The sequence below is a fragment of the Rhodococcus sp. NPDC055024 genome (assembly GCF_053608585.1).
On record NZ_JBSGVT010000020.1, the window covers coordinates 36,877 to 59,933 of the forward strand.

At 63.7% G+C, this 23,057-nt stretch carries 18 protein-coding genes; 9 read left to right on the forward strand and 9 right to left on the reverse strand.

The genetic code is table 11. From position 1 onward, the window contains the following. The first annotated feature begins 22 nt into the window (after positions 1-22). Positions 23-3,466 (forward strand): TM0106 family RecB-like putative nuclease, encoded by a 3,444-nt coding sequence (locus ACWF6P_RS28800; RefSeq protein ID WP_452623326.1) that lies wholly within the window; start codon positions 23-25, stop codon positions 3,464-3,466. Between the two features lie 28 nt (positions 3,467-3,494). Here ACWF6P_RS28800 and ACWF6P_RS28805 read toward each other — a convergent pair whose 3' ends face one another. Continuing rightward, the gene (locus ACWF6P_RS28805; RefSeq protein WP_230817439.1) at positions 3,495-4,670 is read right to left on the reverse strand and encodes an amino acid deaminase/aldolase; all 1,176 of its coding nucleotides are present in this window, start codon (positions 4,668-4,670) and stop codon (positions 3,495-3,497) included. Positions 4,671-4,740: 70 nt separating this feature from the next. After that, positions 4,741-5,388 (reverse strand): TetR/AcrR family transcriptional regulator, encoded by a 648-nt coding sequence (locus ACWF6P_RS28810; RefSeq protein WP_230817438.1) that lies wholly within the window; start codon positions 5,386-5,388, stop codon positions 4,741-4,743. Between the two features lie 78 nt (positions 5,389-5,466). Between ACWF6P_RS28810 and ACWF6P_RS28815 the strand changes: the two genes are divergently transcribed. Next, positions 5,467-6,780, forward strand: coding sequence for a D-arabinono-1,4-lactone oxidase (locus ACWF6P_RS28815; RefSeq protein WP_452623327.1), 1,314 nt, complete (start codon positions 5,467-5,469; stop codon positions 6,778-6,780). A gap of 33 nt (positions 6,781-6,813) precedes the next feature. Here the strand turns inward: ACWF6P_RS28815 and ACWF6P_RS28820 are convergent, their stop codons facing one another. From ACWF6P_RS28820 to ACWF6P_RS28835, 4 genes are all read right to left on the reverse strand, one after another. After that, a complete protein-coding gene (locus ACWF6P_RS28820) occupies positions 6,814-7,779 on the reverse strand; it encodes an adenosine deaminase (protein ID WP_003945144.1) in 966 nt (321 codons plus the stop codon). A gap of 6 nt (positions 7,780-7,785) precedes the next feature. Then, on the reverse strand, positions 7,786-8,547 hold the full coding sequence (locus ACWF6P_RS28825) for a crotonase/enoyl-CoA hydratase family protein (protein WP_452623328.1): 762 nt from the start codon (positions 8,545-8,547) through the stop codon (positions 7,786-7,788). A gap of 35 nt (positions 8,548-8,582) precedes the next feature. Next, the gene (locus tag ACWF6P_RS28830) at positions 8,583-9,776 is read right to left on the reverse strand and encodes a class I adenylate-forming enzyme family protein (protein ID WP_378449075.1); all 1,194 of its coding nucleotides are present in this window, start codon (positions 9,774-9,776) and stop codon (positions 8,583-8,585) included. A gap of 94 nt (positions 9,777-9,870) precedes the next feature. After that, positions 9,871-10,671 carry an enoyl-CoA hydratase/isomerase family protein gene (locus ACWF6P_RS28835; protein ID WP_452623329.1) on the reverse strand — a complete coding sequence of 267 codons (801 nt, stop codon included), beginning with the start codon at positions 10,669-10,671 and terminating at the stop codon, positions 9,871-9,873. Between ACWF6P_RS28835 and ACWF6P_RS28840 the strand changes: the two genes are divergently transcribed. Continuing rightward, positions 10,670-12,070 (forward strand): FAD-binding oxidoreductase, encoded by a 1,401-nt coding sequence (locus ACWF6P_RS28840; protein ID WP_452623330.1) that lies wholly within the window; start codon positions 10,670-10,672, stop codon positions 12,068-12,070. The two genes, ACWF6P_RS28835 and ACWF6P_RS28840, sit on opposite strands and share 2 nt — an antisense overlap. Here the strand turns inward: ACWF6P_RS28840 and ACWF6P_RS28845 are convergent. Together ACWF6P_RS28845 and ACWF6P_RS28850 are read right to left on the reverse strand one after the other, a co-directional pair. Further along, positions 12,030-13,514, reverse strand: coding sequence for a DHA2 family efflux MFS transporter permease subunit (locus ACWF6P_RS28845; protein WP_378646221.1), 1,485 nt, complete (start codon positions 13,512-13,514; stop codon positions 12,030-12,032). The two genes, ACWF6P_RS28840 and ACWF6P_RS28845, sit on opposite strands and share 41 nt — an antisense overlap. Positions 13,515-13,516: 2 nt before the next feature. Beyond that, a complete protein-coding gene (locus ACWF6P_RS28850; RefSeq protein ID WP_378549581.1) occupies positions 13,517-14,140 on the reverse strand; it encodes a PadR family transcriptional regulator in 624 nt (207 codons plus the stop codon). A gap of 125 nt (positions 14,141-14,265) precedes the next feature. Between ACWF6P_RS28850 and ACWF6P_RS28855 the strand changes: the two genes are divergently transcribed. After that, on the forward strand, positions 14,266-14,955 hold the full coding sequence (locus ACWF6P_RS28855; protein ID WP_378549584.1) for a GNAT family N-acetyltransferase: 690 nt from the start codon (positions 14,266-14,268) through the stop codon (positions 14,953-14,955). 23 nt (positions 14,956-14,978) lie between these two features. After that, complete coding sequence (locus ACWF6P_RS28860) at positions 14,979-16,013, forward strand: glutathione S-transferase family protein (RefSeq protein WP_378449069.1); 1,035 nt, start codon at positions 14,979-14,981, stop codon at positions 16,011-16,013. Positions 16,014-16,025: 12 nt separating this feature from the next. Here the strand turns inward: ACWF6P_RS28860 and ACWF6P_RS28865 are convergent, their stop codons facing one another. Then, positions 16,026-16,436 carry a VOC family protein gene (locus ACWF6P_RS28865; protein WP_317555185.1) on the reverse strand — a complete coding sequence of 137 codons (411 nt, stop codon included), beginning with the start codon at positions 16,434-16,436 and terminating at the stop codon, positions 16,026-16,028. A 154-nt stretch (positions 16,437-16,590) separates the two neighbouring features. On the opposite strand from ACWF6P_RS28865, the gene ACWF6P_RS28870 reads away from it, so the two are divergent. From ACWF6P_RS28870 to ACWF6P_RS28885, 4 genes are all read left to right on the forward strand, one after another. Next, the gene (locus ACWF6P_RS28870) at positions 16,591-17,340 is read left to right on the forward strand and encodes a hypothetical protein (RefSeq protein ID WP_378449067.1); all 750 of its coding nucleotides are present in this window, start codon (positions 16,591-16,593) and stop codon (positions 17,338-17,340) included. Positions 17,341-17,408: 68 nt separating this feature from the next. Then, positions 17,409-18,410, forward strand: a complete 1,002-nt coding sequence (locus ACWF6P_RS28875; protein WP_378449104.1) for an ABC transporter ATP-binding protein — start codon at positions 17,409-17,411, stop codon at positions 18,408-18,410. Then, the gene (locus ACWF6P_RS28880; RefSeq protein WP_452623331.1) at positions 18,407-19,180 is read left to right on the forward strand and encodes an ABC transporter permease; all 774 of its coding nucleotides are present in this window, start codon (positions 18,407-18,409) and stop codon (positions 19,178-19,180) included. Before ACWF6P_RS28875 ends, ACWF6P_RS28880 begins: the two co-directional genes overlap by 4 nt. A gap of 36 nt (positions 19,181-19,216) precedes the next feature. Beyond that, entirely contained in the window at positions 19,217-23,026 is a 3,810-nt protein-coding gene (locus ACWF6P_RS28885; protein WP_452623332.1) for an ABC transporter ATP-binding protein, read from the forward strand. The last annotated feature ends 31 nt before the right edge of the window (positions 23,027-23,057 follow it).

Genomic DNA, 23,057 nt, shown 5'->3' on the forward strand with positions numbered 1-23,057 from the left:
TGAGCGATGGCACAATCGCCCTGTGTTCCTACTCGATGATCAGATCGTCTACAGCGCCAGCGACCTCTCGGCTGCGGCCTCGTGCGAGTTCGCACTGCTGCGGCAACTCGACGCCCGTACCGGTCTGATCGCGGCCGAGGCCGCCGAGGCGGATCCGATGCTCGAGCGAACGTCGAGCCTCGGCGACTCGCACGAGCGCGAACAGCTTCAGAAGTTCATCGATCAACACGGTGACGGCGTCGTCGTCATGCCGCGGCCGGAACACTCACGCGCGGGGTTGACCGCCGCCACCCTGGCCACCGTCGAGGCCGCCCGATCCGGTGCGCCCGTCATCTATCAGGGAACCTTCTTCGACGGCCGATTCCTCGGTTTCTGCGATTTCCTCGTCCGTGAGGGCGACACGTACGCCGTCTACGACAGCAAACTCTCCCGGCATGCCAAGGTGTCGGCGCTCCTCCAACTCGCCGCGTACGCAGACGCTTTGGAGCGCAATGCAATTGCCGCCTCCGATCAGGTTCATCTACTGCTCGGAGACGGCAGCACGTCGTCACACGACATCGGAGACATCGCACCGGTGTTCGCGGCACGCCGAGCTGAACTCGAACGAGTCCTCGACGAGCACCGCGCCGAGGGAAAACCAACCCAGTGGCTCGACGATCGGTACCTACGTTGCGGTCGCTGCGACACCTGCAGCGTCGAGGTCGAAAGCCATCGGGACCTCCTGCTGGTTGCGGGTGTCCGCGGCAATCAGCGCGAACAACTGATCGTCTCGGGGATCACGACAATCGACGAACTCGCCTCGAGCACTGGCGCAGTTGAGGGAATCCGCCGGGAAACCCTCGACAAACTTCGTGCGCAGGCAGCCGTTCAACTACGCCAGGAACAATCCGGCGACGCCGAATTCGAGGTTTACGAGCCCTCGGCGCTCGGCGGTCTACCCGTCCCCGACGACGGCGACATCTTCTTCGACTTCGAGGGCGATCCACTCTGGGCCGAGGACGGATCCACCGACTGGGGGTTGGAGTACCTGTTCGGCGTGGTCGAAGGGCCGGCGGACAACTATGTGTTCAAGCCGTTCTGGGCACACGACCGCGAGGGTGAGCGCCAAGCGCTCCTCGACTTCCTCGACTACGTCACCGCGCGCCGTGAAGCCCACCCCGGCATGCACATCTACCACTACGCCGCGTACGAGAAATCGGCGCTGTTGCGCTTGGCCGCACGTCACGGTGTCGGCGAGCAGACAGTGGACACGCTGCTCAGCGAGAACGTGCTCGTCGACCTGTATCCGATCGTCCGTGCGTGCCTGCGGATCGGACAACGCTCGTACAGCATCAAGAAACTCGAGCCGCTCTACATGGGTGAGCACGGCCGCGACGGTGACGTGACCAACGCCGCCGCCTCGGTCGTCGCTTATGCCGACTACTGCGAATTGCGCGACGGCGGACAAGCCGACCAGGCCAGGGAGCTTCTTCAGGGCATCTCCGACTACAACGAGTACGACTGCGAATCCACTCTCCGCCTGCGTGATTGGCTCGCCGAGCGCGCCGCAGAACATGGTGTCGAACTTCGTGAGCCGACCGGACAGATCAAGATTCCACTCGAAGAACTCACCGAATCGGAAATCGCACTCCGCGACTTCGCCGGCCACAAGGCCGGTTCGACACGCACCCCCGATCAGCAGGCTGCTGCTCTATTGGCCGCAGCAGTCGGTTACCACAATCGCGAACGGAAGCCGTACTGGTGGGCCCACTTCGACCGATTGGTCACACCGATCGAAGACCTCGTGGACATCCGCGACGTCATGGTGGTCGAGCAGTCCGAAATCGAAGCGGACTGGCACAAGAGCACCCCGCGGCAGAAGAAGTTTCGTCGCCACATCCAGTTGACCGGAAGTTTCGGCACCGGAACGTCTTTGAGCCCGGGCAGTGATCTTTTCGCGCTCTACGCAACCCCCTCCCCGGATGCCGTTGCAAGCGAGAACCCCACCCAGCGCGGCACCAGCAGCGTCAAGGTCACCGCCGTCGTCAAGTCCGAAGGGCTCGACGTGGTCACCGTGGAAGAACTGCTCAGCGGTGACGAATACATCGATTCCCCGGTCGCGTTGGCACCTGGTCGTCCGATTCCCACCGGACGTATGGAGAAGTCCATCGCCGCTGCCGCGTCCGGCGCCAGTGAGAGCCTGCCCGAACTGCCACACATCGCGGCAGTCGACATTCTCAGGCGCAGCACCCCGAGAACCCTCTCGGGTTCACCGCTGCCACCTGTCGGCGCCGACAACAACTACGCCGACGCCATCACCGCCGCACTTCTCGACCTCGACGATTCCTACGTGGCGGTGCAAGGTCCTCCCGGTACGGGCAAAACCTACACGGGCGCTCGCGTCGTCAAGGCACTGATCGAACAACACCATTGGCGAATCGGCGTGGTGGCACAATCACATTCGGTGGTCGAGAACATGCTCGGCGGCATTCTGAAGGCCGGCGTGGACCCCGCACTGGTCGCAAAGAAGGGTAGCCGCAGCAAGACCGCGGAATGGCAGGACATCGCGTCCGAGGAATACGCCGGTTTCATCGCCGAAGCGGAAGGCGTCGGCTGCGTCATCGGCGGCACTTCATGGGACTTCGCGAACACCGATCGTGTTCCCGCCGGCAGTTTGGACTTGCTCGTGGTCGACGAGGCAGGTCAATTCGCGCTGGCCAACACGATTGCCGTCGCGATCTCCGCGCGAAACCTGTTGCTACTGGGCGATCCACAGCAACTGCCGCAGGTCAGCCAAGGCACGCACCCCGAACCTGTCGACGAATCGGCACTCGGTTGGCTCGCCGAGGGACACGGTGCACTGCCACCCCAACTCGGCTACTTCCTCGAGAAAACGTGGCGGATGCACCCTGATCTGTGCGCCCCCGTGTCTGCACTGTCGTACGAGGGCAAACTCCACTCCCAGGAAACCGTCAGTGCAGCAAGGAAACTCGACGGACTCGCCGCCGGAGTGCACACGGTGTACGTCGATCACCGCGGCAATTCCACGTACTCTCCGGAAGAGTCGCAGGAGATCGTTCGCCAGATCCAGGAACTTCTCGGTACACCGTGGACCGACCCCAGCGAGTTCGAGGGAACCAGGCCGCTGGAGCAGTCGGACATTCTCGTGGTCGCGGCGTACAACGCCCAGGTGGGCACCGTCGAGCGCGATCTCACCGAGGCCGGTCTCACGGAGGTTGAGGTCGGCACCGTCGACAAGTTCCAAGGACGCGAGGCCGCGGTGGCAATCGTGTCGATGGCTGCCTCCGCCGTCGACGACGTCCCGCGAGGAATCTCGTTCCTGCTGTCGCGGAACCGCCTCAACGTTGCTGTCTCACGCGGCAAGTGGTGCGCGATCATCGTCCGATCGCACGCAATGACGCAGTACATGCCGAGCACGCCCGCGGGATTGGTGGAACTGGGCGCGTTCATGAGGCTGACGAGCTAGCCGAAGCCTGCCTTACCCGAAGCCTGCCTTACCCGAAACACTGTCCTTCACCGCGGTAGGTGGGAACCGAGGTTCGGGTGCCGTCGGCTTCGACCACGTACACGCGGTCGAAACGCTCGCACAACTCGCCTGCCTTGGCGTGCCGGAACCACACGCGGTCGCCGATCGCGATGTTTCCGGCTTCCTTTCCCGTGACCGGGGTCTGAACTTCGCCTGCCCCTTCGTTGCGGAGCAGTTTGAGACCGGCAGGCCAGATCGGCGACGGAACGCGGGTGGCTCCCGCAGGTCCCGACGCGATGTATCCGCCGCCGAACAGGGTCGTGACGGACGGAGTCGGCTTGCGCACTGCCGACAGAGCGAAGAACAGCGCAGGATCGGGTCGGAAGGCGCGGTAGCGGTCGAACAGGGTCGGTACATACAACCCGGAGCCTGCTGTTACCTCGGTCACCACAGGATCGGCCGAGCTGACCTCCAGCGACCCCGTGCCGCCGCTGTTGACGATCTCGAGTGCACCAACGGCATCGGTGACGGCCGCGACCACAGCGCCCCTTCTGGACGCCAATTCGCGCGCAGAGGCTTTCTTGACCCAACCGATCGGAGCACTGGTGTCAGGAAGGCCGGCAATCTGAGCTTCGTAGAACATCACTCCTACGACGGAGAATCCGCGTTGGCGCGCACGCGCCGCGAGTGCGGCGACCGCGGCAGGTTCGCGCAGCGGTGAGCGTCGTACGCCCAGATGGATCGGGCCGATCCGCAGTGACGCGTCGACGTCGAGACACACCCGGACAGGCGCATCCCCCGTCGACGCCGAACGAATGAGATCCAACTGTGCATCGTCGTCGATCATCAAGGTGATCGATTCGAGAGCGGTGTCGTCGGCAGCGAGATCCGCGATGGCGCCGCGATCGGCGGTCGGGTATCCCATCAGGATGTCCCGTGCGCCCAACCCGACCAGCCACAAAGCCTCGCGCAGTGAGTACGCCATGATTCCGCGGAATCCGCCGGACGCGGTCAGTGTGTCGCCGAGAGTTTCAGCCAGAACCGTCCGACAACGAACCGATTTGCTCGCCACTCGCACCGGCGTTCCACCGGCGCGGCGCACCAGGTCGGCTGCATTACTGCGCAGTGTGGTCAGATCCAGAGCGGCCAGAGGCGGGTCGAGTTCTCGCGTGGCAGCAGTGAGTCGATCGAGGGTCCGGGTCACAGATGATCCAATCGTCGCGGCGTGCGACCAGTCAATCACCAATACTGGACGTATGTCCAGGATGGCACTTCTACTGGGGCGCGATCACTGCTTTGTTGGCAATTACCTGAACCATTTCTCCGAACTCCGCAATAGTCGCGTCGGAGTCACGATCGACCAGCCAACGCAGGACGAGGCCGTCGATAAGTGCAAGGCTCAGGCGCGCAATCGAACTCAACGGCTCGGTCCACACGGTGCCGGAAATTTTGGCGCACTCCTCGAGAAACGAAACCGCAAGCTCGTCCATGATTCGGTACTGCTCGAAAGCAACAGCCCCAGCGCGTTCGGCGCCGAGATTACGACTGCGGAGAGCCTGCGCGGTGATTTCGTAGGTCAACAACTGCCTGTCCGGCGTTGCCTCGATAGTGGGCCACATTCCCGTCAACCCGATATGCAGCAATTCCTTGAGCCCCTGCACACCACTGAGATCCGGTGCGTGTCGGACCTGCGCAAATGCGTACTGCATCGACGCACTGAGCTGCAGAATGAGCGTCTCACCCATTGCCGCGATCAGCGCTTCCTTGCTCTCGAAGCAGTAATGAACGACGCCGAGCGACACGCCGGCCTCTTCTGCCACCGCCCTTACCGTCACAGAACTGACACCGCGCTGTTCCGCAATGGACAAAGCGGACTCGACCAATTGTGTGCGGCGTTCGTCCGCCGGGAGCCTGTTCAGCATCCAATGATCGTAGAACGCAAATGACAAAATCTTCGCGCAATACTTGCCTGGACGACCGTCCAAGTACATTATTGCGTAATGGCTTCGGACACTTGGCAGAACTGGGCGGGCACTCAAAGCGCCGCGCCGCGTCGCTTTGCGACGCCGACAAATACCCGTGAACTTTCGTCGTTGGTCGCCGAGGCTGCGGCGCGTGGCCAACGTGTGAAGGCCGTCGGCGCAGGCCATTCGTTCACCGGTGTCGCGGTCACCGACGGTATCCTCGTCAGCCTGGACAACCTGAGCGGAATCGATTCGATCACGCCGACCGACGACGGCGCGCTGGTTACTGTTTTTGCAGGCACTCGCCTTCACGCCCTCAACGACGCCCTGTGGCAACGCGGATATGCGATGGCCAATCTCGGCGACATCGACGTCCAGTCACTGGCCGGCGCGACATCCACCGGCACGCACGGAACCGGCGCCCGATTCGGCGGTATCGCCACACAGATTCGCGGAATCGAGATCGCTCTCGCCGACGGATCCGTGGTTACCGCAAGTGCCGACGAAAATGTCGAATTGTTCGAAGCGGGGCGCCTCGGATTGGGTGCAATCGGCATCATTTCGAAGATCACTCTCGCCTGCGTACCGCGATTCACCCTCCGTGCAATCGAGGAACCCGACACGCTGTCTCACATACTGGACACCCTTGAGAGCGATCGTCTGGGCCTGGATCACTTCGAGTTCTACTGGTTTCCGCACACCGACCGTGTGCTCACGAAGAGCAACACCCGACTCCCCGGAGATACCGAACCCGATCCGGTGGGCAAGGTCCGCGCGTTCGTCGACGACGAACTCCTCTCGAACACACTCTTCGAAGGCGTCAATCGCGTCGCGACCCTGGCACCGGCCGCGATCCCGAGAATCAACAACGTGTCGTCTCGACTGCTCGGCGCCCGCGAATTCACCGATCGCAGCTACCGAGTATTCGCGTCCTCGCGCCGGGTGAAGTTCAAGGAGATGGAATACGCGATTCCCCGCGAACACGTCACCGAGACGCTCCACGAAATCGATCGCTGGATGAAGAAGTCCGGAACGAACGTCGCTTTTCCCGTCGAAGTACGTTTTGCTGCCGCCGACGACCTCTGGCTTTCGACCGCTCACGGACGCGACACCGCCTACATCGCGGTCCATCAGTACCACCGCCGACCTGAAACCGAATACTTCGCCGCAGTGGAAGCCATCGCGCGCGCCGTCGACGGCCGGCCGCATTGGGGGAAAATGCACAACCGGACCGTCGACGACCTGCGTCCTACGTACGATCGACTCGACGATTTTGTCGCCGTTCGAGACAAGTACGACGCGAATCGAGTGTTCGACAACGAATACCTACGTCAGGTGCTCGGCGACTGACGGTCAGTGCCGCAGCAGTTAGTGCCGCAGCAGTTAGTGCCTCAGCAGTTCCGCTTTTCGCGCGTCACTGGCGAACGAGGCTTTGATCGAGTTCCGGGCGAGGGTGTCGCGCTCGGCCTCGGTCAGCCCCAAGGCTCGGCCCAGTTCGGTGAAATTGTCGTCGACGTATCCCCCGAAATAGGCCGGGTCGTCGGAGTTGACCGTGACGATCAAACCCATCTCGAGCATCGATCGAAGCGGATGATCAGACAGCGAATCGAACACTCGCAGACGAACGTTCGACAACGGGCAGACCGTCAGTGGAATCTCCTCGTCGACCAGACGCTCGATGAGGGCAGGGTCCTCGAGCGCCCGGACGCCGTGGTCGATGCGCTCGGCGCCGAGAATGTCGAGCGCCTGCCAGATGTACTCGGGCGGTCCCTCCTCACCGGCGTGAGCAACGACGTGCAAGCCCTCGGCACGCGCACGGGCGAACACGTCCTCGAACAGTGAGGGCGGGTTGCCGACCTCGGCGGAGTCGAGTCCGAGTCCGACGATCGGCGCCTGCAAGCGAATGATCTCGGAGAAGATCTCTTCGGCGTCCTTGACCGGCTGATCACGGAGAATGGCGGCGATTGCCGCACTGCTGAGCCCGAACTCGCGCTCACTCGATGCCACCGCATCCATGATCCCGTCCAGGACCTCGGTCAGCGGAACACCGCGGACTACGTGCGCCTGCGGATTGAAGAAGAACTCGGCATGCGCCACTCCAGCGGCTGCTGCCCGACGGAAATACGCCCGCGTCAGGTCGGCAAAATCCTCCGCGGTACGCAGGACGGCCATGTTGGCGAAGTAGAGATCAAGGAACGACTGCAGGTCGGTGAACTCGTACCTCGACTTCAGATCGTCGATGTCCTTGTACGGCAAATCCATTCGATTGCGCTCGGCGAGCCGGTAGATCTGTTCGGGTTCCAACGAACCCTCGATGTGCATGTGCAGTTCTGCGACAGGAGTAGCCATTTCGGTTCAGCGTCCCTTCCAGACCGGGGCACGCTTCTCGGCGAACGCCGTTGCACCCTCGCGTGCATCTTCGGAGGCGAACACCGGCGCCATAACCTGCAACTGCTTCGCGAAAGCTTCGTCGTCGGACCACCCGCCGGCCTTGACGATGATCTCCTTGGTGACGGCAACCGCGAGCGGTCCGTTGCGGGTGATTCGATCTGCGAGGTCGAGTGCGCCTTCGAGCGCCTTGCCCGGCTCGGTCAACGTGTTCACGAAACCGTAGCGGTATGCCTCCTCGGCGGTGAAACTGTCACCGGTGAGGGCCAGTTCCAGTGCCTTCTGGTACGGAATCCGCTTGGGCAGGCGCAGCAATCCGCCGCCACCTGCAACCAGTCCTCGCTTGACCTCCGGGATACCGAACTTCGCTTCGGACGACGCCACCACCAGGTCGGTGGCGAGCACGAGTTCCGTGCCGCCTGCCAACGCGAAGCCCTCGACCGCCGAAATGATCGGCTTACGCGGGGGCCCTTCCGTGAATCCGAGGCCGCGTCCCGGCACGAGTACGTTCTCGCCGGCCACGAATGCCTTCAGATCCATACCGGCACAAAAGTTTCCGCCTGCACCTGTCAGCACCGCCAAGGACAGATCGTCGTCCGCATCAAGCTCTTCGACCGCAGCGGCCAACGCGTGACTGACCGCCGAGTTGATGGCGTTGCGCGCCTCGGGTCGGTTGATGGTGATGATCAGTGTCCGCCCGCCCCGCTCGGTGAGAACCTCGTCCGCCATGATGTCCCTCTCGTTTGTCGACCACACTCGCGTGACTACGCGACGTTGCGTTCGACAATACGGACGAAGCCATCTGGGTCGATCTGCGCGGTGTCGTGAGTGCAGAACCACCCCTGGGTGAATCTCGTCGAGGTCGCTTCCGGCGAATTCCAATACCGACGCGTGACACTCGGCCCGCGGCACAGCAACTCACCGAAACCACCTGGCGCGTCCGGGCCGTACAACGCCACTTCCATTCCGCCGAAGGCGATTCCGACGCTGCCGAGGTGTGTGGGTGCCGACTCGGTCGGCAGAATGAGACCGGCCCCACAGGTTTCGGTTTTACCCCAACCGATCACATGTCGAGCGGCCGGGAACATCGTCAGCAGCTTCGCTTCTTGCTCGGCCGTGATCGGCGATCCGCTGCAGTCGATCCACTGCACCGACCTCGAACCGGCACGCGCCGCCGGTCCGAGCGTGAGCAACCGTGGCTCGAGCAAGTCCTCGGGCCGCCCGGTCACGATGTCGACCGTGTGCACACTCTCGCGCCAGAAGTCGCCGGCGAGGACCACCGTTCCACCGACCACCAGCGTCGCGAGCACGTGCACGAACTGGCGTACGGACTTGAAATCATTGTCCACCAGCAGATTCCGCACACCTTCGACGCCGTAATCGCGCGAGTGCAGAATACCGACGATAGCGGAGAGCACGTTCTCGTTACTCAACTCGACGCCCAGCATCTCGCCCGAAGAATCGGCGGTGTACGCGAGGATCGCCATCTCGTCCGGGGCCGCGCCGTCGTCGATGAACGGAACACCGTGTGGGAGTTCCCCATCGAGTACCAGCACCGAGCCACTGTCCGCGATGACGAAGTCCGCTGCGTCGTCACTCAGGTGCACACCGACAGAGACCGGGACCCCTCCCGCGAGGATGACGCCGAGGCACGCCTCCATCCACCGCACCCCCGCGGCGACACGAATCGCCACACGATCGCCGATCTCGACGCCTCGCGACTTCAGTCCGCCTGCGACCCGCGACGCCTCGGCCCACAGTTCCGCGAAGGTGACCTGCTCGCCGTCGACCTCCTCGACCGCGATGCGCGAGGAGAACCGATGAACGGCAATATCGAGGAGTTCGGACAGCGACGGGTCCAGTTGGCTGTACCGAAGCACTCCGTCCCCCGCGCGAGTGACGCGGGCGTCGGCGAGGAGCAGATTCGAACACGGGTATTCCACAAGCGTCGACCGCATCGATACCTCCACGTCACTGACGAACCCACCGGCCCTTCGACTATATGACGTGGATCACAGTTCGTGGAGGTCTCTGACGATAAAGGTCGTATATCTACTTTCCGGAGTAGACGGCCTTACCCGGGCCGACGTCGAGGAAACTGCGGACGGCGCCGCGCAGGTCGTCGGTGTCGAACAGCGCGCCGGACACCCCGGGCGTCACCGAATCCGCATGAGCGATGCCGCCGGAACGCCACGCCGCCACGATCTGTTTGGTGGCGTCGTGTGCTCGCGTGGGCCCGTCCGCCAACCTGGTCGCGAGGGACCGCGCCGCACTGTCGACGTCGTCGTGAACTGCATTGACGACGCCCCAGGCGTGCAGGGTTGCGGCGTCGTACAGATCGCCGGTCATGACCAACTCCCGAGCACGTCCGGAACCGGCGCGCTCGGCCAGGCGTTGCGGTCCACCCATGGACGGCGTCAGACCGACCACTGTCTCGACCAGCCCGAACTTTGCCTTGGGCGCCGCGAGAATGATGTCGCAGGCCAAGGAGATCTCGAATGCCGCAGTCAGCGTCAACCCGTGCGCCGCGTAGATCACCGGGCACGGCAACGCCTCGAGCGGATGGCAGATCTGGGCGAACAGCTCGCGCCACAATTCCGCGCCTTGCTCCGGGTTCAGTCCGTCGAAGACGTGGACGTCGACGCCGGCCGAGTTGACCTTGCCCTCCGCGCGCAGGAGGACAGCCCGCGGCGGATTCTCGGTCAACGCCGCAACGTCGGCGATGACCGCGTCGAACATGGCCTGGTCGAACAGATTGAGTGGTCCGTGCGCGAACGTCAGGACAGCCACCTCGGCACCACCATCGGTGGTGAAGCGCTCGAGACGGGTGGGGTGCGATTCGGGAGCAGTCATGCCGCCACACTGCCACATGGAACCGGCCTACGATCGTCGGGTGGACGGTCTGAGAAATGCACTCGCGGACGTTGTGGGACACCGGTTCGTCGTCGACGACGCCGACGTGTTGGCTACCCGCTCCACCGACCAGACGGGGCGCTACAGCGGGCACGCCAGCGCCCTGGTCCGACCCGGAAATACCGCCGAAGTCTCGGCGGTGCTGAACGTGTGCCGCTCCCACGGCGTACCGGTCACCGTTCAGGGCGGACGAACCGGCTTGGTCGCGGGCACGGTGCCCGAGCACGACGACGTCCTGCTCTCCACCGAACGTCTCACGACGACCGGTGAAGTCGACGCGGCCGGCAGGCGGATCACCGTCGGAGCGGGAGTGACACTCGCGCAGGTACATTCCGCTGCGGCCGACGCCGGCCTGAAATTCGGCGTCGACATAGCTTCACGGGACACGGCGACCATCGGCGGCATGGTCTCCACCAATGCCGGTGGCCTGCACACGGTTCGATACGGGAACATGGCCGAGCAGGTGCTCGGCCTCGAGGTGGTGATCCCCGACGGAACCACCGTGCGCCGGTCACCGAAAGTGTTGTCCGACAATTCCGGATACAACCTGCCCGCACTGTGGGTGGGCAGCGAAGGAACTCTCGGTGTGGTCACGGCAGTCGATCTGGAACTGCGCCAGGTGCCGGCTCACCGGGTCACCACACTGACCGGTTTCGACAGGCTGGAGGACGTCGTCGATGCGGGGCGAACGTTGCGCACTCTCGACGGCGTCGACGCACTGGAATTGTTGGACGGCCGCGGACTCGAACTTGCCGCCCGACACGTGAACGCCGCGGTGCCGACGGGGCGGGCGTGGTACCTGCTCGCCGAGGTGTCAGGTGCCCACGATCCGCTGGAACGCCTGGGCGAAGTACTCGAACGCATCGGCCCGCCGGAAACTACGGCGGTAGCGGTCGACGATCCCGGCTCGACGCGCTTGTGGGCAGCGCGGGAGTGCTTCGCCGAAGTGGTCGGACTGTTCGGTCCCCCACTGAAATTCGACGCGGCACTGCCCCTGGACTCGCTTGCCACCTTCGCCGAAGACGCCGCGGCCGTGATCGCGAGTCGCGCCCCCGAGGCGATTCCGATCCTCTTCGGCCACGTCGCCGAGGGAAACATCCACCTCAACGTCCTGAACTGCCCGAACGCCGACACCGTGTACCGCAGCGTCCTCGAACTGGTTCGCGATCACGGCGGAAACGTCAGTTCCGAGCACGGGGTGGGCTCGCTCAAACGCAACTATCTGGACCTGGCCCTCTCCGCGGAGGACATAGCCACGATGTGGGCGATCAAGCGAGCCCTGGACCCGAGCGACTATCTCAATCGTGCAGTGATGTTTCCCGACGCGCTTCGGCACTGACGGCCATCGCGTCCTCGTGTGCGTCGCCGCGCAGAGGCCGAGCGAAGCACACCGAAGCGACGAAGCCGATGAGCAGCACGCCTGCAGGTAGCCAGATCGACTCCGACATCGCCGTGCTGAACGGTTCACGAACGAACTCGGGCAGGTGACCCACTCCAGCTTCGGAACTGCCGCCGGTCAGACCCTGAGCCGCCAATCGTGCGGTGATCAGTGCGCCGATCGCGGCACTACCGAGAACCGCGCCCACCTGCCGGGTGGTGTTGTAGACGCCGGCGCCGGCGCCGGCCTGCATCGGAGGCAGGTTGTGTGTGGCGGTGGCCGCGAGCGGCGACCAGATGCATGCGTTGGCGAAGCCGATCAGGCCGATCGGCAGGAGCAGTTCCCAGATCGCGACGTCGGGAGACATAACCAATGCCAGCCAGCCCAGGGCGATCGCGAACAGCAGGAAGCCGGTGCCCGCGATGTAGCGCGGATGCGTCTTGTCGACGAGCTTGCCGATGATCGGCGCAAAAATGCCGGTCAGCACGGCCATCGGAACGAGGAGGAGCGCCGACTGCGTCGGGGAGAGTCCGCGAACTGCCTGGGTGTAGAACATTAGCGGAAGGACCATCGACGTGATCGCGAAGCCCATTGCGGTGATGGCGACGTTGGCGAGCGAGAAGTTGCGGTCCTTGAAGAGTTCGAGGGGAAGCAACGGCTCGTTCTTGTTGCGCGACTGATAGAACACGAACACCGCGAGTAACAGCACGCCGGCGCCGATCAGACTCCAGACGAATCCGTTCCAGTCGTACGAACTGCCTTCCTGGATTCCGAACACGAGCAGGAACATGCCTGCGGCGCTGAGGATCACGCCGGGGATGTCGAACTTGTGCTCGCTCGTCGGCAGCGACGGAACGAGCTTCCAGGCGAGCAGGAAAGCGATGACACCAATCGGGACGTTGACGATGAAGATCCATTCCCAGCCGAGATTGTCGACCAACACACCACCGGCAAGCGGACCGACCAGCGTCGCGACGCCGGCAACGGCGCCCCACAGGCCCATTGCGGCGCCACGCTTGTTCGGTGCGAAGGTGCGCGTGATGACCGCCATGGTCTGCGGAGTCATCATTGCGGCGCCGAAGCCCTGGAAAGCCCTTGCCACGATGAGCATTTCGACGCTGCCGGACAGACCACACCACAGTGATGCGCCGGTGAACAGTACGAGGCCGATCATGTAGAGGTTCTTCGGTCCGAACCTGTCACCGAGTCGGCCGGTGACAAGCAGCGGCACCGCGTACGCCAGCAGGTACGCGCTGGTGACCCAGACGACCTTGTTGATGTCGGTGCCGAGGTCCTCCATGATCGCAGGGTTGGCGACAGCGACGATGGTGCTGTCCACCAGAATCATGAAGAACCCGATACACAGCGCCCACAGCGCGTGCCAGGGATTGACCTGCTTTTCCATCTTCAGTCCTTAGGTAGTGCGGACGAGCCCGCGGAGCCGGCCAGCCGGTCGAGAAGTTCTTGTGAGAGCCAAGGCATTTCGCCACTCTCGATATCTGTCACCAACGCGCCGATCCACTCTCTTTCGGCGATCGTGAGTGCGTGGGCGTAGTCTGCGCCCACCGTGAAGATTCGTGGCTTTTCCGCGGCCTTCACCGCTTCGTAGTCGACCTCGAATTTCGCAATCGTCTTGTCGAGGTGTGCGAGACGGATCCGAAGCATCTGACACGCAGTTGATGCGGAAAGGTTGTGCATTTCGGCGAGCGCGAGCGGCAACCGCGGATACTCCCGCACCGGAACCGCCAACATCTCACGTAGTTGGTGCTCGAGAGCATCACGGCCTCGGGCGGTGATCTCGTACGTCGTGCGCTCCGGCCGATTGCCCTCACGATCGATCCCGATCGAAGCCAGCAATTCCTGCTTCTCCAGCCGCGAAACCGTGTGATAGAGCGATCCCGGCTTGATCTTCACCAGCTGATCGCCCCGTCGAACCGAGGCGAGTTGATACATCTCGTACGGGTGCATCGAACGCTCGGACAGCAGGCCCAGAACGGTGATCCCCAAAGGCGTCAGTGACACGTCACCCATGAGTCCCCTCCCTGACAAGCCACAATTGACTATTTCTTGACTATTCCACGCGAAATAGTCCACATGGAATATACGACCTCCGGCCATCTCGATCAACCCGTTCGAACCGGACTAGCCTGTAACGAGTGGACGATCATCAACTCGACATCATCCGACTCGCATGGGCGCGCGAACTGGGCCTCGGCGACTCCGCGTTGCGACCGGCACACACCGCCAGGGTGGTGGGCGACGACATCCACGTACTGGACCTGGCCGGCGGTGGCGCGATTGTCGGACCGCAGTGGTTCATCGAGCGCACCGAGGAAATCTCCGTCGACGCCCTGCTGCAACCGACGCGTCTGCTCGAGATCGCCGGCGATCACGGCGGCCGAATCACCGGACCCGTCGATCTCGCTTTCCTCGGCGACTACACGGACGCGCCACCCGACGAGCAACTACTGATTTCCCACGACATCGACGATGCCCTCGCCGTCGCTGCGCTGTGCCCACCCGACGACAGCACCACCGCTGATCTCGAGAACCGCACGCGGTGGTTCACCGCACTCACCGATGACAACGAGGTACTCGGATGCGCGGCGTACTCCGAATTCCAAGGTTTCGTGGCAGATCTCACGACCCTGACAGCCCCAGCGCACCGCCGACGCGGAATCGGCTGCGGAGTAACACTTCTGGCTGCGGAGGACGCACTGGATTCGGGATTGATCCCACAACTACGAACGAGTCGGGGCAGCGCCATCAGCGCAACGCTTCCACGTAAAGCCAAATTCGACGTTCTGGGGGCATACGCTCGAGTACACGTGCACCTGCCCAGTTGACACTCGAACGAGAGGAACCGCAGATGAGTACGGAAGATGGCGCGAGCGAACCGACATTCGTCGAAGAGGGTCGTGAATTCAAACGCGACACCAACTACATCCAGACCCGGATCACCGAGGACGGTCGCGACGGTTACCCCGTCGAACCGGGGCGATACCGGTTGATCGTGGCGCGTGCCTGCCCCTGGGCAAACCGCGCCATCATCGTCCGCCGCCTGCTCGGCCTCGAAGACGTACTGTCGATGGGCATCTGCGGTCCGGTCCACGACAAGCGAAGCTGGACTTTCGATCTCGATCCCGGCGGCGTCGATCCGGTACTGAAGATCCCGCGACTACAGGACGCGTACTTCGCCCGAGATCCCGACTACCCCAGGGGAATCACGGTGCCCGCCATGGTGGAGATCTCCACGGGCAAGGTGGTCACCAACGACTACCCACAGATCACCCTCGATTTCTCGACGCAGTGGAAGAAGTACCACCGCGAAGGTGCACCGGATCTGTACCCGGAGCCTCTGCGAAACGAGATCGACGAAGTGGCCGAGTACGTGTTCCGCGACGTGAACAACGGCGTCTACCGATGCGGGTTCGCCGGTTCACAGCAGGCGTACGACGAGGCATACGACACGCTGTTCGCCCGGCTCGACTGGCTCACCGAACGTCTTGCGCGGCAACGCTTCCTGGTAGGCGAGAGCATCACCGAAGCTGATGTACGCCTGTTCACGACACTGGCGCGATTCGATCCCGTCTATCACGGCCATTTCAAGTGCAACAGAAGCAAACTCAGCGAGATGCCGGTGCTGTGGGACTACGCACGCGATCTGTTCCAGACCCCAGGATTCGGTGACACCATCGACTTCACGCAGATCAAAGCTCACTACTACATCGTGCATTCCGAGATCAATCCCTCCGGAATCGTGCCCAAGGGACCGGAATTGACGCACTGGCTCGAACCACACGGCCGCGAACAGTTGGGCGGCCGACCGTTCGGGGACGGCACACCGCCTCATCCGCCCATCCCGTCCGAAGTGGTTCCAGCGCAGCACTGGGCCACCAGATAGATCGCGGCGAGGCTACTCCCCTGCGTATGTCCCGAAACTCCAGTACACACCTTCTGGATCACGGCACGTGAAGCCTCGCGAACCGTAGTCTTCGTCGCGCAATCCCTGCGTGATCGTGGCTCCGGCCGCGACAGCGCGTTCGTAGAGTGCATCGGCGGCGTCTGCGTCGTCCACCACGATGTACACCGAACCGATTCCGGGTGGTAGGCCGGCGATCGCCGAATCGGTGCGCGGGGAACCCAGCATGATGCCGCCACCGCCGGGCCAGTCGAGTTGGGCGTGGTCGACCACGTCACCCTCTCCGTAGACGGCCTTCTCCACGAAACCGAAGGTGCTCACCAGAAAGTGGATTGCCGATCGGGCGTCGAGGTAGCGCAGTGTCGGCCAGATGGTCGTCGAACGAGGTTCCGAAGTGGCGGTCATAACACTCGAACTCCTGCCTGGGAAAACTCACGAAGAAAACCGAGTCTCGTACGAGCCTATGGCCCCTGCGATCACCGCCGCTACCGAAAACTTCACCTATTCTCGAGATACGGTCCACCTCGTTTCAGAGGAGGACAACTGTGGAGGGGCAGCAATGAGCAAGTCGACGAACAACGACAGCGGGCGTATCGAGAAGGTCCTCGTTTCCGTTCTCGACAACGGAAGCCGCCTGCAAGCGCCCGCAGTGGCCAAATACGTCAACCATGTCCGTAAGGCGCACCCCGACGAGTCGCCCGCTCAGATCGTCGAGCGGATGGAGAAGATGTTCATTCTCGCCGTGACCGGAAGCGGCAGTGCCGTCGGTGCCACGGCCGCGGTGCCGGGCGTCGGCACGGTCGCGTCCATCGCTGCCGTCGGTGCGGAATCCGCTTTCTTCCTCGAAGCGTCCGCGCTGCTGACGTTGGCAATCGCGTCGGTGCACGGAATCTCCGTGCAGGATCACCAGCAACGACGCGCCCTGGTCCTGGCAGTCGCCCTCGGCGAATCCGGCATGGAGATCGTCCAGAAGGCCACCGGTATCACGGCCAAGAACTGGGGAACCGCGATCACGAGCAAGATTCCCGGACCCACGATGAAGGGAATGAACAGCACCCTCGTGCGGAAGTTCGTGACCAAGTACGCCGCCAGGCGCAGCGCACTGATCCTCGGCAAACTCGTTCCCGCCGGGATCGGAGCCGTCATCGGCGGTGCGGGTAACCGGGCCATCGGCAAGGGCGTCGTCAAGAACGCGCGCGAAGCCTTCGGACCCGCGCCCGCCAGGTGGACCGATCACCTCATCGTGATGCCTGCCGACGATGCCGCCCTCCTCCCTGAAACGAAGACACGCCGGGCCATCCGCAGATAGCTGTCCGGGCCGTAGGCTCGCATCACGTATTCGCCGCCGACCCGGGAGCAGCATTGACGAACACCGCACTGGGATCCTTCTCTGCGCCCATCGAGATTCGTGGGTTGACGAAGACGTTCAAGGCGGCGCACGCGGTCAACGACCTGAGCTTCGACGTACAGGCGGGCTCGATCACCGGCTTTCTCGGCCCGAACGGTTCGGGCAAGACAACCACGTTGCGCATGCTCCTCGGCCTGGTGTCGCCGACCTCGGGATCGGCCACCGTCAACGGAGCGCCGATGCGTTCGCTCCCCAACCCGGCGCGGACCGTCGGCGCCGTCCTCGACGTGGGCAGCCTCCATCCGAAACGCACTGCGCTGGCACACCTCGAGATCTACGCGGCCGCGATCGGTATGCCGACTCAACGCGCCGCGCAGGTACTCGGAATGGTCGGTCTGGGTTCGGTCGGAGCCCACAAGACCGGCACATTCTCGCTCGGGATGCGCCAACGCCTGATCCTTGCCACCGCGATGCTCGGTGATCCCGAGATCCTCGTACTCGACGAACCCGCGAACGGACTCGATCCGGAAGGCATGGCGTGGCTACGTCAGTTCCTGCAGACCTTCGCCGGTTCCGGCCGAACAGTTCTGATCTCCAGCCACGCGCTCCGTGAGGTGGAAGCAACCGTTGACAGCGTGGTCATCGTCAGCGCCGGCTCACTCGTCTACCAAGGGACCATGGACGAACTTCGCCGCTCCCAGCGCAGTCGACTGCTCGTCTCCTGCTCCAACCCCGCGCTCCTCGCCACGGCATTGGCCGCTCGCGGAATCATCGACGCCCAGATCACCCAGGACGGACGGCTCGCGGTGGGCGGCACGGACACGTCCGCGCTCCCACCGGTGGCGTCGGCGGCCGGAGTCACGATCTTCGGCGTCGCGACCGAAGGCGCAGATCTCGAGCAACTGTTCCTGGCGATGACAACGCCGCAATATGCCGTCCCCCAGGTCGGATACCACCGCCCACCCGGCCCGGGTTCGGGACCGGGCTACTACGGCCCTGCCGCATACGGACCTTCCGGAGGACACCGATGACCACACTCGTGCGCGCGGAGACACTCAAAGTTCTCACCCTGCGCTACTGGTGGGCACTGGCAATCGCACCGGTCGTCGTGGCTGTGCTGATTGCTGCCTCCACTCGGACCTTCGTCGAAGTTGTGGCCGATTCCGCCGACACGACTTTCGACGTCAACGTTGTGTCCACCGGTGTCAGCCTGGGTGTCTCGAACACCCTTGTCCTGGTGTTCGCGGCCGTCTTCGGAGCGCTCACGGCCGGTTCGGAATTCGGCTACAAGACTCTCACCACGACATTTCTCACCGCTCGTGGGCGCGACGGCGTTCTCGGCGCGAAGCTTGCCGTCGTCGCGGTATTCGCCGTCGGCTACGCGCTGGCGGTCGAAGTTGTCAGCATCGGTGCGATGTTGCTCTTCGGCCGGGATTTCAGCTTCACCACCGATCTTTTCGCCATCTGCGCCGCAGGCATTCTGGCGTGTGCGCTGTGGGCACTGCTCGGCGCCGGGGTGGCACTGCTCACCGGATCGTCGATGGCGGGCGCCCTTTCGGTCATTTTGTGGTTCGTCTTCGGTGAATGGATCGTCCGCGCAGTGCTGCTGGCGATGGATCTCGGTGGTATCGGGGCCGCGCTTCCGGTATCGGCCACGATCGGCACCATCGTCAATGCGGCACCGTCGATCGACGTCGAGGCCTTTGCGTCCTGGCCGAGTGGCCCGATGATGCTGGCCGCTTGGGTCGTTCTGTTCTGCGGACTCGGTTGGCTGCGAACCCGGACCCGCGACATCACCTGAAAAAGCTGTCTGGGGCCGGGTCTACCGTGGATCTCGATGAACACGATCAACACGGACAGTCCGGTAGCTGGAGACGTGGATCGAGCTCCGGGCTGGATCCGCCGCTTGGCCCACGCATGCTGGCTGCACCGAAGAGTTGCCATCGGCGCGCTACTCGTCACCGTCATCGCCTCTGCGATCGACATCTCGTTTCCGCTCCTGACCCGCTATGCGCTCGACGCCGCCGGCCAGGAGAACCCTGGCAATGCGATCGGCTTCGTCGCGTTGGCGATCGCGTTGCTCGCGATCGTCCGCTTCGCGTGCCAGTACGGCCGACGGATGCTGGCCGGCCGACTCTCGCTCGACGTTCAACACGACTTGCGACTTGCCCTCCTCGGCTCGTTGCAACGCCTGGACGGACGAGGACAGGATCAGATCCGCACTGGCCAGGTGGTCTCCCGCTCCATCACCGATCTACAACTCGTCCAGGGTTTGCTCGCCATGGTGCCGATGTCGGCGGGTGCACTCCTGCAATTTGTACTCGCAATCGGCATCATGGCATGGCTCTCCCCGCTGCTGACTCTCGTCGCTGTCGCCGTCATCCCAGCCGTAGGACTCGTGGTGTTCCTGATGCGCCCGATGCTGTTCGCCGCAACGTGGTCCGCACAGCAGCGGGCAGCCGACCTCGCCCAACACGTCGAGGAAACCGTCACGGGCGTTCGCGTCGTCAAGGGATTCGGGCAGGAACAACGAGCCGTCGACCAGCTCGAAAAGCACAGTCGCACGCTGTACTCGGAGCGGCTTCGCGCCGCGTGGTTGAACGCGAAATTCGCGCCAACTATGGCCGCCTTGCCCCAGCTCGGGCAGGTGGGTGTGATCGCCCTCGGTGGGTATCTCGCGCTACACGACAAGATCACTGTGGGAACGTTTCTCGCGTTCGCCACCTACATCGTCACGATGACCGGAGTCACCCGAACACTGTCGTCGGTGATCGTCATGGCGCAGCTGGCGCGCGCCGCTGTCGAGCGTGTCTACGACGTCATCAACGCCCAGCCGGACATCGCCGATCCTGACCATCCGGTGGACCTGCCCGACGGTCCGCTCGGAGTCACCTTCGAAGACGTGGCATTCGGATTCGACACCGAACGCGACGTCCTGACCGGGCTGAACCTTCGCATAGAACCGGGCGAGACCGTCGCCGTCGTAGGTCCGGCCGCGTCGGGGAAGACCGCCTTGTCTTTGCTTCTCCCCCGGTTCTACGCGCCGACATCGGGTCAGGTCAGCGTCGATACCGCCGGCGAGACGTTCCCCATCGCCGAACTGCGCACCGAACAGTTGCGTGCCGCCGTCAGCCTGGTCTTCGACGAGCCATTCCTGTTCTCCGACACCATTGCCGCCAACATCGCACTCGGCCGCGAGGACGCCTCCGGCGAGGACATCCGTGCCGCCGCGGCTTTGGCACAGGCAGACGCCTTCATCGACGCACTCCCGGACGGATACGACACCGTCGTCGGCGAACGCGGCCTGACGCTCTCGGGCGGACAGCGTCAGCGCATCGCGCTTGCCAGAGCCCTGCTGGTCGACCCGAGGATCCTGGTCCTCGACGACGCGACCTCCGCGGTGGACGCGGCAACCGAAGCCGCGATCTTCGACGCGTTCCGAGCCAGACGGCGGCAGACCACCCTGATCCTCGCCCATCGGCGATCCACCCTGACGCTGGCGGACCGAGTCGCGGTACTCGACGGCGGACGGATCATCGACTCCGGAACCGTGGACGAACTGGAAGCACGATGTCCGCTCTTTCGGGCCCTGTTCTCCTCGCCGCCGGAACTACCAGCCGAACTCGACGAGGGCGACCCCGATGCCTTCGGCCATGACCACCGCGAGCCGACAACCGCGCAGTTGTGGCCGCAGGCACCTGAATCCGAAGCCGACAACACCACCAGTGCCTCGCAGGGTGCAGGCGGCCCGATGGCCGGAGCACTCAGCGGAATCGCAGTGACGCCGTCCTTACGGGCGGCAGTCGATGCTCTTCCACCCGCTCGCGAAGATCCCGGCGTCGCACCCGAAAGTCTGCGCGAATCGAATCCGCACTTCTCACTCCGACAGATCCTGCGGCCGGTTCGCTGGGTTCTGCTGGCAGTAGTCGCATGTCTTGCTCTGGACTCCGCCGCAGCGATCGCGTTTCCCTCCCTCGTCAGATATGCGATCGACCACGGAGTCGTGACCGCGGACAGCAGCACGCTCTGGATCGCGACGGCTTTCGGCGCGCTCCTGGTCGCCGCAGACTGGGTTGTCGTCGCGGTCATGACGGTGCTCACCGCCAGGGCAGGCGAACGCGTGTTGTTCGGACTCCGTGTCCGCAGCTACGCACACCTGCAGCGGCTGGGCCTCGACTACTACGAACGAGAACTGTCCGGACGCATCATGACGCGCATGACCACCGACGTCGACGCGCTCTCGTCGTTCATCCAGACCGGCATGTCGACGGCGATCGTGAGCGTCCTGACAGTCGGCGGAATTTCGATCGCGCTCCTGGCGACCGACGTGACGCTCGGCCTGGTGGCGCTGGCCGTCATCCCACCGCTCGTGGTCGCAACCGTGATCTTCCGCAAGATCTCCTCGGTGGCCTACAGCCAGTCCCGCGAGCGGATCTCGCTCGTCAACGCCGACTTCCAGGAGAACATCGCCGGCCTGCGAGCGGCGCAGGCATACCGCCGCGAGGAAGGTGCAGCGCGCCGGTTCGCAGAACGCTCCGAGAGCTACCGCCGATCGCGGATGCGGTCGCAGCGAGCCATCTCGATCTACTTCCCGTTCATCTCGTTCCTGTCCGACCTCGCGTTGGCCGCGGTCGTGTTCGTCGGCGCGCACCAGATCGCCAACGGGTCGACGTCTCCCGGCGTACTGATCGCGTTCGTGCTCTACCTCGGTCTGCTGTTCGGACCGATTCAGCAACTCTCACAAGTGTTCGACGGTTACCAACAGGCAAACGTCGGATTGCAGAGAATCGGCGACCTGCTGCGCACTCGAAGTTCGATCGAGACTGCCGACAGCGAGGATTTGATCGCGATTTCCGGAAGGCTCGACGGCGCCGTCCATCTCGACGGAGTCGGGTTCCGGTACTCGGGCGCGGACGTCGACGCGCTCTCCGACTTCGATCTGCAGATTCCGCCGGGCACGACGGTCGCTCTCGTCGGCCGAACCGGCGCCGGTAAGTCGACGGTGGTGAAGTTGCTCGCCCGCTTCTACGACCCGACGTCCGGATCCGTCGACGTGGACGGAACCGACATCCGGAAATTCCATCTCTCGCAGTACCGACGTCGCCTCGGCGTAGTACCGCAAGAAGCGCATCTGTTCACCGGAACGGTCGCCGACAATATCGCGTACGGCAGGCCTTCGGCTTCGCATGCGGAGATCGAGGAAGCGGCGCGTTCCGTCGGCGCCCTGAATTCGATAGCCGACATGCGTGGAGGCATGAATCATCCCGTCGGAGAGCGTGGCCAGGGGCTCTCGGCGGGCCAGCGCCAACTGATCGCATTGGCCCGTGCCGAACTGGTCGACCCGGACCTTCTGCTCCTCGACGAGGCGACCGCGACGCTCGATCCCGCGACTGAACGAATGGTGCTCGAAGCAAGTCGGTCGGTCACCCGGAAACGGACGTCGGTCGTCGTGGCTCACCGCCTCGCCACCGCTGCCCGAGCGGACCTCGTTGTCGTAGTTGACCGGGGACGTATCGTTGAATACGGCCCGCACGATGTTCTGCGGTATGCCGGTGGTCACTACTCGGGACTCTGGGATGCATCGCAGGCGCGTGAGGGGAATAATCTGACGTCGAGAACTGTCATCGAAGGCAACCCCGTCGCGTGACAGTCGGCACGGATTTGTACCGCCGAGAGGT